Source organism: Streptomyces cylindrosporus (genome assembly GCF_022698165.1).
GTDB classification, from domain to species: Bacteria; Actinomycetota; Actinomycetes; order Streptomycetales; family Streptomycetaceae; genus Streptomyces; species Streptomyces cylindrosporus.
Map to the genome: position 1 here is coordinate 131,958 of NZ_JALDAY010000005.1, position 14,328 is coordinate 146,285.

General features: G+C 70.8%; 12 protein-coding genes. 6 read left to right on the top strand and 6 right to left on the bottom strand.

What is annotated here, in order from left to right; translation table 11 throughout:
* Positions 1 to 320 precede the first annotated feature (320 nt).
* The 5 genes from MQP27_RS16960 (at position 321) to MQP27_RS16980 (ending at position 4,455) form a co-directional block, all read left to right on the top strand.
* A complete protein-coding gene (locus tag MQP27_RS16960) occupies positions 321 to 1,004 on the top strand; it encodes an aggregation-promoting factor C-terminal-like domain-containing protein (RefSeq protein ID WP_242766017.1) in 684 nt (227 codons plus the stop codon).
* Between the two features lie 221 nt (positions 1,005 to 1,225).
* A complete protein-coding gene (locus tag MQP27_RS16965; RefSeq protein ID WP_242766018.1) occupies positions 1,226 to 2,653 on the top strand; it encodes an AI-2E family transporter in 1,428 nt (475 codons plus the stop codon).
* A 69-nt stretch (positions 2,654 to 2,722) separates the two neighbouring features.
* A complete protein-coding gene (locus MQP27_RS16970) occupies positions 2,723 to 3,559 on the top strand; it encodes a MarR family transcriptional regulator (protein ID WP_242766019.1) in 837 nt (278 codons plus the stop codon).
* Positions 3,560 to 3,635: 76 nt separating this feature from the next.
* Positions 3,636 to 4,022, top strand: a complete 387-nt coding sequence (locus MQP27_RS16975) for a roadblock/LC7 domain-containing protein (RefSeq protein ID WP_242766020.1) — start codon at positions 3,636 to 3,638, stop codon at positions 4,020 to 4,022.
* Between the two features lie 4 nt (positions 4,023 to 4,026).
* Positions 4,027 to 4,455: a hypothetical protein gene (locus tag MQP27_RS16980; protein WP_242766021.1), complete on the top strand. Its 429-nt coding sequence runs from the start codon at positions 4,027 to 4,029 to the stop codon at positions 4,453 to 4,455.
* A 57-nt stretch (positions 4,456 to 4,512) separates the two neighbouring features.
* On the opposite strand, the gene MQP27_RS16985 is transcribed toward MQP27_RS16980, so the two are convergent.
* From MQP27_RS16985 to MQP27_RS17005, 5 genes are all read right to left on the bottom strand, one after another.
* Positions 4,513 to 6,846 carry an ABC transporter permease gene (locus MQP27_RS16985; protein WP_242766022.1) on the bottom strand — a complete coding sequence of 778 codons (2,334 nt, stop codon included), beginning with the start codon at positions 6,844 to 6,846 and terminating at the stop codon, positions 4,513 to 4,515.
* Entirely contained in the window at positions 6,843 to 7,529 is a 687-nt protein-coding gene (locus tag MQP27_RS16990) for an ABC transporter ATP-binding protein (RefSeq protein ID WP_242766023.1), read from the bottom strand. The genes MQP27_RS16985 and MQP27_RS16990 overlap by 4 nt, the downstream gene beginning before the upstream one ends.
* Positions 7,526 to 8,050, bottom strand: coding sequence for a PadR family transcriptional regulator (locus MQP27_RS16995; RefSeq protein WP_242766024.1), 525 nt, complete (start codon positions 8,048 to 8,050; stop codon positions 7,526 to 7,528). Before MQP27_RS16995 ends, MQP27_RS16990 begins: the two co-directional genes overlap by 4 nt.
* A 105-nt stretch (positions 8,051 to 8,155) precedes the next feature.
* Positions 8,156 to 8,395, bottom strand: coding sequence for a type II toxin-antitoxin system antitoxin (locus MQP27_RS17000; protein ID WP_242766025.1), 240 nt, complete (start codon positions 8,393 to 8,395; stop codon positions 8,156 to 8,158).
* A complete protein-coding gene (locus MQP27_RS17005; RefSeq protein ID WP_242766026.1) occupies positions 8,392 to 9,309 on the bottom strand; it encodes an SPFH domain-containing protein in 918 nt (305 codons plus the stop codon). Before MQP27_RS17005 ends, MQP27_RS17000 begins: the two co-directional genes overlap by 4 nt.
* 236 nt (positions 9,310 to 9,545) lie before the next feature.
* Between MQP27_RS17005 and MQP27_RS17010 the strand changes: the two genes are divergently transcribed.
* Positions 9,546 to 11,930 carry a transglycosylase domain-containing protein gene (locus MQP27_RS17010; RefSeq protein ID WP_242766524.1) on the top strand — a complete coding sequence of 795 codons (2,385 nt, stop codon included), beginning with the start codon at positions 9,546 to 9,548 and terminating at the stop codon, positions 11,928 to 11,930.
* A gap of 110 nt (positions 11,931 to 12,040) precedes the next feature.
* Here the strand turns inward: MQP27_RS17010 and MQP27_RS17015 are convergent, their stop codons facing one another.
* A complete protein-coding gene (locus tag MQP27_RS17015) occupies positions 12,041 to 14,164 on the bottom strand; it encodes a SpoIIE family protein phosphatase (protein WP_242766027.1) in 2,124 nt (707 codons plus the stop codon).
* Positions 14,165 to 14,328: the final 164 nt, after the last annotated feature.

The window sequence follows — 14,328 nt, forward strand, 5'->3', positions numbered from 1 at the left end:
GAAATCCCCTGGGTCAAACGGGATGTGAGCTTTCACACGCAACTCAGAATTGCCACCTGGCGTCCGTGTGCGGCAGAGTCTCACTCCTGTCAGGCCCCGCATACGACACACCTGTACCCCCAGCGGTACGGAACAACAGCAGCACCACCGCTAACTCCATAGCGTCGTCGTATGCCGCCCGAGTACCACGCGGCGCTTCCCGCAAGGGAGTTGCCCACCGGGCCCGTGTCTCCCGTGACCCCGTAGTTGGGAGGCCAGCGTCAGGGGCACGATTGCGTCCGCCAGGGTCACCGAAGCGGGCGATGCTGGAAGGAAACCGTGTGAGCCGGATTTCGGTCCGGGGATTCGCAGTGGCCTCGGCCACCGCGGTCACCGCCGTCGGAAGCGTCGTCGGAGTTGCCTCGGGCAGCGTCGCGCAGAACAACGACGCCGAGGCGACGGCAGCCGACACCACGCTGCTCGCGGACATACCCACGGGCCAGCAGGCCCAGGTGCAGACCGCGTCCCTGACGCAGCAGGCCGACGCTCAGGCCATCCAGGCTGACGCGAGCGCCAAGAAGGACGCCGAGGCAGCAGCCCGCAAGGCCGCCGCCGACACCGCGGTCGCCAAGAAGGCCGCGGCCGAGAAGGCGGCCAAGGAGGCCAAGGAGCGCGCCGAGGCAAAGGCCGCCGCGAGCCGCAGCTCCGCGGACTTCCCGGTCCAGAGCTCGTACTCCGTCGCCGAGATCCAGTCGATGGCCCGGCAGATGGTCCCGAGCGGCCAGTTCCAGTGCTTCAGCAACATCGTGGACCACGAGTCCAGCTGGAACTACCACGCGGTCAACGCCTCCTCCGGCGCCTACGGCCTCTTCCAGGCCCTTCCCGCCAGCAAGTACTCGTCCGCCGGCTCCGACTGGCAGACGAACCCGGCCACGCAGATCAAGTGGGGCCTCAACTACATGAACAGCCGCTACGGCAGCCCGTGCGAGGCCTGGTCGTTCTGGTCGGCCAACCACTGGTACTAGACGCTCCGCTGCGTTCGGCCGACAGCACGTGCGGGCCGGATGTGGTTGCTCGCGCAGTTCCCCGCGCCCCTTCGGGGCGCGTCCGGCGGGCCCTCTCAACCTTCAGCAGCCCCTCCCCGTCCTAGGGGGAGGGGCTGCTGCCCTGTACGGTCGGACGCGGACGGCTCCTGGGGGAGGGAGTGGTGGCCAGCACCCGGGGACGCGGGGGAAGAGGACGGATCATGTCGCGAGTGCCAGGGTGGCTCGGCCGGCTCGGTGCCGGGCTGACCGAGGTGAGTGAGCGGTTGGACGAGCGCCGCGCCGAGGTGGCGCGGGAGGAGTCCGAGGTCGGCCCACCGCCCCGCAGACCCCGCCGCACCGCCCCGCCCCCGCCGCCCGAGGACCAGGCCCCCATCGCCGAAGAGGCGCCCCGCGCCCCGGCCCCCGCCCTGCCCCGCCCCGACCCCGGCCAGGCGGTCCCCTGGGGCGTGCGCGTCGCCGCCGAGGCCGGCTGGCGCCTCCTCGTGCTCGCCGGGACCGTCTGGGTCCTGATGCGGGTCATCAGCAGCGTCCAGCTCGTCGTCTTCGCCTTCGTGGTCGCCCTGCTCATCACCGCCCTGCTCCAGCCGACGGTGGCCCGCCTCAAGGGTTACGGCGTCCCGCGCGGCCCCGCGACCGCGCTCACCGCGATCCTCGGCTTCGTCGTACTCGGCCTGATCGGCTGGTTCGTGACCTGGCAGGTCATGGAGAACATCGACACGCTCTCCGACCAGATCCAGAACGGCATCGACGACCTGCGCGACTGGCTCCTGAAGAGCCCCTTCCACGTCACCGACAAGCAGATCAACCAGATCGCCAAGAACCTGCGGGACGCGGTCGGCGCCAACACGGACCAGATCACCTCGGCGGGCCTGGAAGGCGTCCAGGTGGTCGTGGAGGCCCTCACCGGCATCCTGCTGACCTTCTTCTCCACCCTCTTCCTGCTCTACGACGGCGAGCGCATCTGGCAGTGGACCCTGAAGCTGGTCCCCGCCGCCGCCCGCCCCGGCGTCGCCGGCGCCGGCCCCCGCGCCTGGCGCACCCTCACCGCCTATGTCCGCGGCACGGTGATAGTGGCCCTGATCGACGCCATCTTCATCGGCCTGGGCATCTACTTCCTGGACGTCCCGATGGCCGTCCCGCTGGCCGTCTTCATCTTCCTGTTCTCCTTCATCCCGCTGGTCGGCGCGGTGGCCTCCGGCGCCCTCGCGGTGGTCGTGGCCCTGGTGACCCAGGGAGTCTTCACCGCGGTGATGACCCTGGCCGTGGTCCTGCTGGTCCAGCAGATCGAGGGCCACATCCTCCAGCCCTTCATCCTCGGCCGAGCGGTCCGCGTCCACCCCCTCGCGGTGGTCCTGTCGGTGGCGGCGGGCGGCATGGTGGCGGGAATCGGCGGCGCGGTGGTCGCCGTACCCCTGGTGGCGGTGTCGAACACGGTGGTCGGCTACCTACGGGCCTACGACGAGGAACGCCGACTCGGTGCGGCCGTCACGCCGGACGACCCTGCCTCAACCCGTCGTTCAATCGATCAAATGAGCGCCGAACAAAGCGAATTGGAAGGAACCCCCGGGCAACTTCCGTCACCTGAAGACAGGTCGGAAATCCCCGGCCGGAATATGCCCCCAGACTGATAGACCTTCACCCCTCAGCGCTACGCGTCAGGCGTATGTGCGACTCGGCTGCGGCGGGCGAGGGGCGTGATGTCGGGCTACGAGCTGCTGGCGCGGTCCCTGGACTCCTGCGGCCGCGAGGGCCTCACGGGAGAGCTGCGCGTGTCCGGCTCGCCCGGCGGCACCTTCCACTTCCGCGGCGGCCTCGTCGTCGCCGTGGAGTCGCCCGGCGCCCCGGGCGCGGAAGCGCTGCTGCTGCGCTCCGGCCGGGTAACCGGCGAGCAGTGGGCCGCGCTGGTGCGGGAGTCGGGCGGGACGCGCTGGCCGGTCGCCGGGCTGATCGCCCACGGGTACGCCGGAGCCGCCCAGTTGCGGGTCGTGTGCGTGATGGCACTGCAGGACGCGGCGTTCGCGATCCTCGCCGGCCGGGTCGACGGCTGCGAGCCCGGCGCCGCCCGCTTCGAACCGCCCGCCCCGGTCCCCGTCGGCGAGCCGCCCGCCCGCCTCCTGGAGGACGCGGCCCGCAAGCTCGCCGCCCTCGCCGCGCTGCCGCACCCCGTCCACCCGGACCGCGAACGGCCCCTCCCCGTCCGGTACTTCGCCGACGGCGAGCACGGTGAGCTCGGCGAACTGCGGCGCGAGCTGCTCGCCCACGCCGACGGCCGCCGCAGCGCCCGCGACCTCGCCTTCCGCACCGGCCGGGGCGTCTACACGGTCACCGTCGAGGTCGGCCGGATGCTCGCCGAGGGGCTGCTGGAGTGCGCCCCGCCGCCCGCACCCGTCCCGGTCCGGATGCCGCCCGAGGGCATCCGGCACCGCACCCCGCCGCCACCCGCCCCGCCCCCGCCCGAACCACCGGAACCCGCCGACCTGCCCCGCCGCAGGCCCGGCGGCTTCTTCCGCCTCCGGAACGGAACCCCGAGATGAGCCGATCACCCCGACCCCACCGGTCGCCGAAACCCCGAGATGAACAAGTGCCAAGAAAATTGCGGGAGTTGAATACATGGACCACGAAGCCCTGACGCACGAGATGCGCGGCCTGCGGGAGCAGGTGACGGGCATCACCGATACCGCGGTGGCGGCCGCCGACGGACTGCTCATCGCGGCCGACACCGCCGACTCGATCGACCCGGAGGGACTCGCCGCGCTCGCCGCGGCAGGCCTGGGCCTCGCCCGCCGTACCGCCCAGGCGACCGCCCGCGGCGCGCTGCGCCAGACCGTGACGTACGGCAGTCACGGCTGTGCGGCCTTCTACGCGGTCGGCGACACCGCCCTGATGGTCGTCCTCGGTGACGAGGGCCTGGACGTCGACCGACTGCACCGGGCGACCCAGCCCGCCCTCGACCGCATCGGCTCGATCCTCATGAACAAGACAGCAGAAGGAGTCTGAAGGGATGGCGACGAAGCGTATGACCCCCGGTTTCTCCGACCAGGTGATGGGCCTGGTCAAGTCCCTCCGTACCGACGCCCCCGACTGTGTGGCCTCGGGCGTCGTCGACATGTCCACCGGCATGCTGCTGTCGTACGAGACGGTCGACAACCACCCGCCCGAGGTCCTGGACCTGCTGGCGGGCGCCACCCTCGATCTGTTCCAGGGCCGTACGGTCGTGATGATCGAGGACGTCTTCAAGGAGCGCCGTGGCATCCAGAGCGAGAACCACTTCTTCCAGGAGATCCTCGTCAACAGCGAGAACCTCACTCACCTGTTCGTGCGGATGAACGAGCAGCAGGACGTCGTCGCCGTGGTCGTCTGCCGTAAGTCGGTCAACGTGGGCATGCTCTTCGCCCAGGTGCGGCGGGTGGTGCGGGAGTACAACCTGTGAACGGGTCAGGCCCCTCCCCGAAGCGGGGGAGGGGCCTGGACACGGCTCGTGCGGCGGCTACTCGGTGCGCAGGCCGTCCGGGCGCATCAGCCGCAGCAGCGGCGGCAGGCTGAGCAGGGTCACCGCGAGGACGACCCCGGCCCCGATGCCCGTCATCGACAGCACGCTCGCCCAGTCGATCGTCACCGATTCACCGGTCATCCGCAGCAGCACCGCGCCCAGCGTCAGCCCGACGACCGACGCCAGCAGCAGACCCAGGGCGATCGGGATCGCCGTCTGCCACAGCACGGACAGGCTCAGCGTGCGGCGCCGGGTGCCGAAGGCGACCAGCGACGAGAGCAGCTTCTTGCGCTCGCGCAGCTGCTCCAGCTGGGAGACCAGCAGGCTCGCGCCGATCAGCACGAGGACACAGGTGGCGCCGACGAACAGGCCGTTGCGGATGGGCTTGAACTGCAGCGAGGTTTCACTGGAGGCCAGGTCGAAGGTCTCCGACAGCGGATCCAGCCGGGCCGCGGTGTTGCGCACGTAGTCACGGGCGTCCGGCACGGACTGGTTCAGCGACACGTACACCATGGGGCTCAGACCGGCCTGCGCGGACGCGGGCAGCGCGCCCGGCGTGAACAGCAGTCCGCCGCGCTCGTAGCCGGTGGGGTCCTCGCGCCCCTCGGCGGTCAGGACGCCGGGGGTCACCTTCCAGGAGGCCGTGTGGCTCGGCTGGTCGTCGTAGCGGGGGTCGAAGTACACCGTCCGGCCCGGCGTGGTGAACTCCTTGGCCTTGTCGCCGTACTCGCCGCCGGTGATGCGGAAGACGTCACCGTCCCGGCAGGACGCGAGGCGCGCGACCTCGCGCAGTTCGGCGCAGCTGCCGACGGCGACCTCCAGCGAGTTGTCCGGGTTCTTCGCCTTCTCCCCGACCGAGCCGAGCGAGAGCGCCGACGCGTGGCGCACGCCCTTGGTCCCGGACAGCGCGCCGCCCACCTCGGCCAGGGGGACGTCACTGCGCAGGGAGACCTGCATCTGGGCCCGGTTCAGGTCGTTGTCCGTGCTCTTCGTGTAGTCGTGCTCGACCCCGGCGAACAGCATCTGCAGCGCGATCGCCCCGGCCACCGCGACCGCGATGCCGTTGACCATCCGGGCCGCCGTACCGCTGCTCAACTGGAGCCTGCGCACGGCCAGTTGCCAGGAGACCGAGCCGGAGTTCAGCCGGGCCACGACGGCCTCGACCACCCAGGGCAGCAGGGCGGTGACGCCGATCAGCAGCAGCACGGTGCCGCCGATCACCATCCACTCGTTGAAGCTGCCGTTGTCGTTGCCCTGGCCCATCATCGGGTACAGCAGCGCGAGACCGCCCAGCGGCAGCAGCAGCCGCCACCACAGCCGGCGGCGCGGCGGCTTCGCCGTACGGACCACGCCGAGCGGTTCGATGACGACCCCGCGCAGCGCGAACAGCGTGACGAGGACGGCCGCGGCGGGCACGGCGACGGCGACCAGCGCGACGAGCGCGGGGGAGGGGTTGAGGTCGCTGGGGAAGACGCTGACGTTCCGTACCACCAGGACGCTCGCGGACTGCCGGGCCGCCAGGAAGAAGAGGGTGCCGAGCACCAGCCCGAGCAGTGCCCCCGCGAGGGCCTCACCGCCGGCGATCCGGCGGGCCATCCGGCCGTCCGCGCCGACCAGCCTGAGTGCCGCGAGCCGGCGGTCCCGGCGCTCGCCGCCGAAGCGCACCGCGGCCGCGATGAAGACGCCGACCGGCAGCAGCAGCACCACGAAGATGATCATGATGAGCAGGATCAGGACCGGGTCCAGCTTGTCCGGTGTGTGGTTGGGGGAGGGCCCGAAGTAGTCGATGCGCTCGACGTAGCCGTTGGAGAGGTGGTTCTCCAGGCCGGTGGTGCCCGCGTAGAAGGCGAGTTCGGCGGGGCCGATCAGGCCGGGCTTGTCGATGGTGGCGACGATCCGGTACGGGTAGCGCTCACGCAGCAGCTTGCCCGAGTCCGACTCCAGCAGCTTCTTCAGCGCGGGCGAGGCGACCATCTCGCCCTTCGCCGGGAACTTCGCCACGCCCGGCGGCAGCGGCGCCTTCACGCCCTCGGGCTCCACGAGCCGGCCGCGGATGTCCTTGGAGCGGAAGGTCGTGTCCGCGTTGGCGATGAGCAGCGTGTCGTCGGCCTTCGGCAGCCGCTTCGCGCTGTACGTGAAGTCGTCCCGGTCGCTGCTGCGCTTGTCCCGGGCGGACAGCGCGTTCGGGATCGCCGTGGTGATCAGCAGCAGCGCCACCCCCAGCCCGACGCCCACGGCCGTCAGCAACGCCCGGGTCCAGCCCTCTCGCCCGCCCGCGAAGGCGAACCGCACCCCCATGGCCAGATCCCTGACCCACTGACGAGACTTCATACGACCCGCTCCATGTCCCGGGACTTCCCGTCCCGTACGACGATCTCGCGGTCCGAGTAGGCGGCCACCCGGGCCTCGTGCGTGACGAGCACGACGGCCGCGTTGGTGGTGCGGGCGGCGTCCGTGAGCAGCTCCATCACGCGCTCACCGTTGAGGGAGTCGAGCGCGCCGGTCGGCTCGTCGGCGAACAGCACCCGCGGATCGGTGACCAGCGCCCGCGCCACGGCGACCCGCTGTCCCTGACCGCCGGACACCTCACCGGGCCGCTTCTTTCCGAGGTCGTCGACCTCGAGGCGCTCCATCCAGGTCAGCGCCGCCTTCTCGGCCGCCTTGCGGGAGGTGCCGTTCAGCCGCAGCGGCAGGGCGACGTTCTCCACGCAGGTCAACTCGGGTACGAGCTGCCCGAACTGGAAGACGAACCCGAACTCGGAGCGCCGCAGCTGACTGCGCTCGGCGTCGCTCATGGTCGCCATCTCGCGCCCGTTGTAGAGGATCGACCCCGAGTCGGGCGTCACGATCCCGGCGAGGCAGTGCAGCAGCGTCGACTTGCCGGACCCCGAGGGGCCCATCACGGCGACGACCTCACCGGGGTGGATGGAGAACTCGGCACCGTCCAGCGCGGTGGTCGGCCCGTACGACTTGTGCAGCGCGTCCGCGACGAGCAGGGAACCGGCAGGAGTCACTTGGCCACCGCCTCGGCGAGTTTGTCGAGGCGCGCGGCGGTGAGCTCCAGCCAGCGCAGGTCGGCCTCGAGATGGAACAGGGCGTGGTCGCAGATGAGCTGATCCGCGAGATCGCCCTTCCGCTTCCGGTCGGTCAGGATCCGCATCATCCGCAGGTGCTCGGCACGCTGCGTGTCGAGGATGTCGGCGGCGTCGCGGTGCGTCAGCAGCGCGAGGACGATCTTGGTGTAGAGCGTCGACTGGAGATACGGCTCCGGTGCCTCCGGCGTCGCGAGCCACCGCTCGACGTCGGTGATCCCGGCGTCGGTGATGGCGTACCGCTTCCGCTCGGGCCCGCCGCCGGCCTCGATGCCGTCGACCTCGACGAGACCGTTCTTCAGCAGCCGGGACATCGTCGAGTAGACCTGGCCGTAGTGCAGCGGCCGGTCGTGACCGAACTTCTCGTCGAAGGCCCGCTTCAGGTCGTAACCGTGGCGCGGCCCGGACTCCAGGAGTCCTAGAAGGGTGTGACCGATGGACATGCCGAGGACTCTACATGGGGTGTATACCCCTCGTGTATACGCGGAGTGTGTAGATCATGGCGGGGTGTGGGAGTGCGCAGGTCGGGGCCGATTGTCACGGTTCTGCTACTGCGGTGGCGCGGGCGGCCGGCCCCTCCGCGGCATCGGTCCGGCCTCGCCGGGCAGCCTCCCGGCCTCCTTCAGGGCCCGCCGCAGCAGGAACTCGATCTGCGCGTTGGCCGACCGCAGCTCGTCCCCGGCCCAGCGCGCCAGCGCCTCGTACACCGACGGGTCCAGCCGCAGCAGCACCTGCTTGCGCTGCTGCGGCCGACGCTGGGGGGAGGAGCCCCCGGAAGGAGCCGTCACTGGTAGAGCGTCCCCGTGTTGAGCACCGGCTGCGGGGCGCGGTCGCCGCACAGGACCACCATCAGGTTGGACACCATCGCCGCCTTGCGCTCCTCGTCCATCTCCACGATGTCCCGCTCGGTGATCCGCGCGAGCGCCGCCTCGACCATGCCCACCGCCCCGTCCACGATCTGCCGTCGCGCCGCGACGACCGCCCCGGCCTGCTGCCGCTGGAGCATCGCCGAGGCGATCTCCGGAGCGTACGCGAGGTGCGTGAACCGCGACTCGATGATCTGCACCCCGGCCGCCTCCACGCGCGCGTGCAGCTCGGCGGCGAGCTTCTCGGTGATCTCCTCCGCGTTCCCGCGCAGCGAGAGGCCGCCCTCGTCGTGGGCGTCGTACGGGTACTCGATGGCGATGTGCCGCACGGCCGCCTCGGTCTGGGTGGAGACGAACTCCAGGTAGTTGTCCACCTCGAAGGTGGCCTGCGCGGTGTCCGCCACCTTCCAGACCACCACCGCGGCCAGTTCGATCGGATTGCCGTAGGCGTCGTTGACCTTGAGGACTGCCGTTTCGTGGTTGCGTACGCGGGTGGAAATCTTCGTGCGCGAGGTGAACGGGTTCACCCAGCGCAGGCCGTCCTGCCGGATCGTCCCCCGATAGCGCCCGAAGAGCTGGACGACCCGCGCCTCGCCCGGTGCGACGGTGTTCAGGCCGCGCAGCGAGATCAGCGCGGCGATGAGGACGAGGACCCCGCCGACGGCGAAGCCGGGGCTCGCGGAGGAGGCCGCGAAGAGGATCACGGCGACCAGCAGGCCGAGCAGCCCGAGCAGCAGCGCGAGCGCGCCGCCGATGCTGTGCGCGGTGAACTCGCGGACGTGCGGCGCCGGCATCTCCGGTACGTCGGCGGCGGGCGCGGTGTCGTGTGCGGACATGATGTTCCCCCGTATCTCCGGTCTAGCTAAGTGATATCACTTTACCCCACGCGGGCAACCCTCAACCCCTCCCGCTCGTCGGTTCCTTTGGTGGCAGGTGCTGATTGTCACGTCCGCAAAAGGCCGGAACGACGGACCTTTGCCACATCTCCCGGTGTTAGCTTTCTGAGCTGACCTGAGCGGCGAACCTGTGTGACTCATGAGCACACATGAACGAAGCGGAGCGGATCGGACCAATGGGACGAGCGGACGATAGACGAGCGCGACAGCGTGGTGGCCGCCGCGCGGCGCCCCCTGCGCGCTCGTCCGTGGCGACGGCGCCCCAGCCGGGCCCCGCCGAGGCGGAACCCACCGTCATAGGCGGCCGGGCGGCGGCCCGACGGGCGGCCCAGGGCAAGGGCCGCGGCAAGGCCGGCCGGGGCAAGGGCAAGGACGGCCGGAGCTTCATACGCCGGATGTTCACCTGGAAGAAGATCGTCGGCGGCTTCTTCGGCGTGTGCCTGCTCGGCATGGGCGCCTTCATCGCGCTGTACATGATGATCGACATTCCCAAGGGCAATGCCGACGCGACGCTGCAAAGCAACGTCTACAAGTACAGCGACGGCTCCCTGATGACCCGCGACGGTGAGCGCAACCGCGAGATCGTCGACCTCGCGAAGGTCCCCAAGAAGGTCCAGCTGACCTTCGTCGCCGCCGAGAACAAGACCTTCTACAAGGACGCCGGCGTCGACCTCAAGGGCACCGCGCGCGGCCTGTTCAACACGCTCTCCGGCAAGGGCGCCCAGGGTGGTTCGACGATCACCCAGCAGTACGTCAAGAACTTCTACCTGACCCAGAACCAGACCGTCACGCGCAAGCTGAAGGAACTGGTCATCTCGCTGAAGCTGGACCGCACCAAGTCCAAGGACTACATCCTCGCGGGCTACATCAACACCAGCTACTACGGCCGTGGCGCCTACGGCATCCAGGCCGCCGCGCAGGCCTACTACCGCAAGGACGCCGACGAGCTCTCCGTCCAGCAGGGCGCCTACCTCGCCGCGCTGCTCCAGGCGCCGAGCCAGTACGACTGGGCGGTCGCGTCCGACACCGGCAAGGCACTGGTCAAGGCCCGCTGGAACTACGTCCTCGACAACATGGTCGAGGAGGGCTGGCTGGACAAGACCAAGCGCGCGGAGATGAAGTTCCCGGTCCCCCAGGCCCCGAAGGCCGCGCCCGGCATGGGCGGCCAGACCGGCTACCTGGTGGACGCCGCCAACAACCAGCTGGCCAAGCAGCTGGTCGCACAGGGCACCGCGGACAACCTCAACGACGCGCTGACGATGGTCAAGGCGGGTGGCTGGACCATCACGCTGAACATCGACAAGAAGAAGCAGAAGGCGCTGGAGGCGGCCGCCAAGTCCCAGCTGACCAGCAAGCTCGACCCGAAGAAGCGCTCGGTCGACGCGGACGTGCAGGCCGGCGCGGTCTCGGTGAACCCGAAGACGGGCGCGGTCGTCGCGCTCTACGGCGGCCAGGACTACTACAAGCACTACCGCTCCAACGCGACCCGCACGGACTACCAGCCGGCCTCGACGTTCAAGCCGGTGATCCTCGCCGCGGCCCTGGACGAGGACGCCCAGACGCAGACCGGCAAGCCGATCACCGCGAACACGATGTACGACGGCACGAGCAAGCGCCAGGTCGTCGACAACGGCACCAAGGTCGGCTTCGCCCCGGAGAACGAGGACGACCAGAACTACGGCAACATCACCGTCCAGACGGCGATGAACAAGTCCGTCAACTCCGTCTTCGCACAGATGGGCGTGGACGTCGGCATGGACAAGGTGCTCAAGGTGGCCAGCCAGCTCGGCATGGACACCGCCGACCTGAAGTCCGTACCGGCGCAGACCCTCGGCACGATGGGCGCGAGCCCGTGGCAGATGGCCGGCGTGTACGCGACCCTCGACAACCACGGCAAGAAGGTCACGCCGACGATCATCAAGTCGGTGGAGAGCAGCCAGCACCAGGTGAACCTGCCGAACCCGATCGGCGACCAGGTCATCAGCCGCGAGGCCGCCGACTCGGTCACCTCGGTGCTGACGGGCGTGGTCGACGACGGTACGGCCAAGGTGTCGGTGGCGGACAACTCCAACCGTGACGGCCGCAAGGTCGCCGGCAAGACGGGTACGTCCGACGAGAACCGCTCGGCCTGGTTCACCGGCTACACGCCCGACCTGGTCACCTCGGTGGGCCTGTTCGGCGAGTCCAAGAAGAACGGCGCGCAGGTCTCGATGTACAAGGCGGGCGGCTTCCCGCGCGTCAACGGTGGTGGCTTCCCGGCGCAGATCTGGGCGGCGTACACCTTCGGGGTCTCCGCGACGGGCGTGAAGTTCGACCTGGACACCACGCAGGGCGCGGCGGTCCAGCCGTCCTACACCCCGTCCCAGACGCCGAGCCAGAGCGCGACGCAGTCCCCGTCGCAGACCCCCACCCAGACCCCCACCCAGACCCCCACCCAGACGCCTACGCAGACACCCACCCAGACCCCGACCCAGACGCCGACGCAGACACCCACCCAGACGCCGACGCAGACACCGACGGGCGGCATCGACGACCCGCTGAACCCGAACGACGATCAGTAGGCACGGAAAAGAGAGGGCGCCCGGCAATCACCGGGCGCCTTTTCGCACCTAAGGGGCGCGGGGAACTGCGCGATCAGCCACAACCAACCCGCAGCCGCCCCACAACCGATTCACCCCTGAACGGACGACTTACTCAACTCGAACCAGACAACCTTCCCGGTGCTCAACCGAGTTGCCCCCCAGCGCCGAGCCAGCCGGTTGACGAGGTACAGCCCCCGCCCACCCTCATCGGTCGCCCGAGCCTGCCGCAGCCGCGGCAACTGGGGTACGTCGTCGCCGACTTCGCAGCGCAGTACGTCGGTCCGCAGCAGCCGCAGGGTCACCGGCCGGGTCGCGTAGCGCACCGCGTTGGTGACGACCTCGCTCACCAGCAGCTCGACCGAGTCGCTGAGCTCCTCCATCCCCCAGCGCGACAGCGCCCGCCGGGCCAGCCGCCGCGCCCGCCCGGGCGCCGCGTCCTCCGGTTCCAGGAACCAGTACGCGACGTCACTCGGCGCGATCCCGTCGAAGCGGGCGGCGAGCAGCGCGATGTCGTCGTCGCGGTCGCCCGGCCCGAGCATGTCGAGGACCTCGTCGCACAGCGCCTCCAGCGGCGGCGGATGATCCGGCCCGGTCAGCTGGGCGGTCGCGGCGAGCTTCTCCCGCAACTGCTCTATGCCGGTCCACACGTCCCGCAGCCGGGACTCCACCAGCCCGTCGGTGTACAGCAGCAGCGTCGCCCCGGCCGGGGCGTCCAGCTCCACCGCCTCGAAGTCGACCCCGCCGACGCCGATCGGCGCCCCCGGCGGCACGCGCAGCACCTCGGCCCGCCCGCCCAGGTGGAGCAGGACCGGCGGCGGGTGGCCCGCGTTGGCGATGGTGATGCGGTGGGAGACCGGGTCGTAGACGGCGTACAGGCAGGTCGCCATGCGGTCGGTGCCGAGGCGCTGGGCCTGTTCGTCGAGGTGGTGCAGGACCTCCTGCGGGGGCAGGTCGAGCCCGGCGAGGGTCTGGGCCGTTGTGCGCAGCTGGCCCATGATCGCCGCCGAGGTCATGGAGTGGCCCATGACGTCACCGACGACCAGCGCGACCCGGCTGCCGGGCAGCGGGATCGCGTCGTACCAGTCGCCGCCGACGCGCGCGGTCTCGGCGGCCGGCAGGTAGCGGGAGGCCAGCCGTACGCCCGTGGGGCGCGGGAGGGTCTCCGGGAGCATGGTGCGCTGCAGTTCGTCGGCGATGTACGCCTCGCGGCCGTACAGCACCGCCTTGTCGATGCCCAGGGCGCTGTGGGTGGCCAGCTGGGCGGCGACCAGGAGGTCGTCCGGCTCGAACGGGATCCGCTCGGGGCGGCGCAGGAACAGCGCGGCGCCGATCACCCGGCGGCGCCCCCGCAGCGGGGCGAGGATCGAGCGCTGGCCGCCGGGTACGGCCAGCTCGCCGCCCTCGCCGAGCAGTTCCGGTAGGGCCGCGTGGGCAGCGGGCGCGTCCGTGAAGACCGGGCGCACCCCGCGCAGCACCTCCGCGAGCGCGCTGCCGGTCCGCACCTCGCACAGCTCGGCACCGAGCGTGTCCAGCTGCGACAGCTCGGCCGGCTCCGGCTGGAGCGCGGGCGAGAAGCCGCCGCCCTCGGTGTCCCGCTCGGCCGGGATGCGGTCGGTGCGCCGCAGGCGCAGCAGCAGCGGGCCCGTGGGCCGCTCGTCGCCGACCGGCAGCGGGTCGCGCAGATAGACGAGGATCGCGTCGGAGAAGGTCGGCACGGTCGCCCGGCACAGCCCCATCACGATCTCGTCCAGGTCGATGCCGCGGGCGATCCGCCGGGTCGCGGCGCCCACGAAGCGCAGCCGGTCCCCGTCCCGGCGCATGGGCGTGGGCTGCCCGGGCGCCACTCCCTGCCCCTTGCGGCGCTCCTGGCCCGCGGTGGCCGCCTTCTCGGGCTCGGTGCCGGGCTGGGCCGGGATCGCCTCGGGCACGGGCCGCGGGCGATGCGTGTCTGGTTCTACGGCGGCCGGCTGGGAGTGCTCGGGGCCGGTGGTGTCGGGGGGCGAGGCCGGATCCTTTCCTTTGGCGCACGGCGTGGCCGTACCCGGCGTCGACGGTGTCTCTCCGGTGCGCGCCTGTGCGGGTAAGGCGGCCGTAGGAGAGTGGGGGACCGGCGTCGGGGTGTGCAGGAGCGCCCCGCGGGGGTCCGCGGGGTCGGCGCCCGGCTGTCGGCGCTCGAAGGAGGTCGGGTGCTCCGTCACGCGTGTCGAATCCATCCGTCCGGGGCTGCGCGCCATGCGCGCGGTTCGTCCCGCCGAAACTCCGATACCCGGAATGCGTGCACCCGGAACGGAATTCCCGCGTGGTCAGAGGCGGTTCCTGTGCAGCCCGCGAACCGTCTGCGGCTCGCCTGGCCGTTGCCCTCGTACCACTCGCTCAC